Genomic DNA, 1052 nt, shown 5'->3' with positions numbered 1-1052 from the left:
GCGCCAGCGCGCAGCAGGGCACGTACCCGCTTCGGGTCCTCGAACCGTGCCGCGTGGACGAGTTGCCTGCTGAGCTTTTTTCGCGTTCGGCGGTTCAGCGCCTTACTCCTTGACCGGGACCAACGACCAACTACCGTGCGCAGCTTACGGCTTGCAGCCGATCGCGCCGTAGGCGTCGACGTGGACGGGCTCGCCGAAGCGGTTGGGTTCGGGGCGCCAGAGCGGGCAGGAGACGACGCCGGGCTCGACGAGTTCGAGGCCCTTGAAGAACGCGGCGATCTGCTCGGGGCTGCGGAGGCGGTACTGGACGGTCTCGGCGTCGCGGTTGTGCTCGCGCTGGGCGTCGTTGAGGGTTTTGTCGGTGTTGGTGCCGTCGCAGACGAGCAGGTGGCTGCCGGAGGGCAGGGCGTCGAGCAGGGTGTCGACGATCCGGTGGGCCTCGTTGTCGTCGTCGACGTGGCCGAGGATGCCGCTGAGGATCAGCGCGACGGGCCGGTCGAAGTCGAGGGTGCGGGCGGCGTCGCGGAGGATCGGCGCGGGGTCGCGCAGGTCGGCGTGGAGGTAGTCGGTGGCGCCTTCGGGGGTGCTGGTGAGCAGCGCGCGGGCGTGTGCGAGGACCAGAGGGTCGTTGTCGACGTAGACGATGCGCGACTCGGGTGCGATGCCCTGGGCGAGCTCGTGGGTGTTGTCGAAGGTCGGCAGTCCGGTGCCGATGTCGAGGAACTGGCGCATGCCGGCCTCGTCGGCGAGGTAGCGGATGCCCCGGTTGAGGAAGGCGCGGAAGGCGCGGGCGGTGTCGACGATGGCCGGGAAGTTGGCCTTGAACTGGTCGCCGGCGGCGCGGTCGGCCGCGTAGTTGTCCTTGCCGCCGAGCCAGTAGTTCCACATCCGGGCGGAGTGCGGCACGCTGACGTCGATCTCCGGGGCGGGCGCCGTCTCCCCCGGGCCGGGCCGGCCGGGCTGGCCGGGTGCGTGCGGGGGCTCGGTGGGCTGGCGGTCGGCCACGGGGCGCTCCTGGGCTGCTGGCGTTCGCTGGTCGTCTCTCAACCTAG

The 1052-nt window shown here is 71.1% G+C and carries 1 protein-coding gene; it reads right to left on the bottom strand.

Going from position 1 to position 1052, the window contains the following annotated elements:
• Nucleotides 1–144: 144 nt before the first annotated feature.
• Nucleotides 145–1005, bottom strand: coding sequence for an SAM-dependent methyltransferase (locus tag GL263_RS27140; protein ID WP_438948013.1), 861 nt, complete (start codon nucleotides 1003–1005; stop codon nucleotides 145–147).
• Nucleotides 1006–1052: the final 47 nt, after the last annotated feature.

It is taken from the genome of Streptomyces durbertensis (assembly GCF_014156695.1).
GTDB lineage: Bacteria > Actinomycetota > Actinomycetes > Streptomycetales > Streptomycetaceae > Streptomyces > Streptomyces durbertensis.
This window is presented reverse-complemented; position numbering and strand designations above follow the sequence as displayed.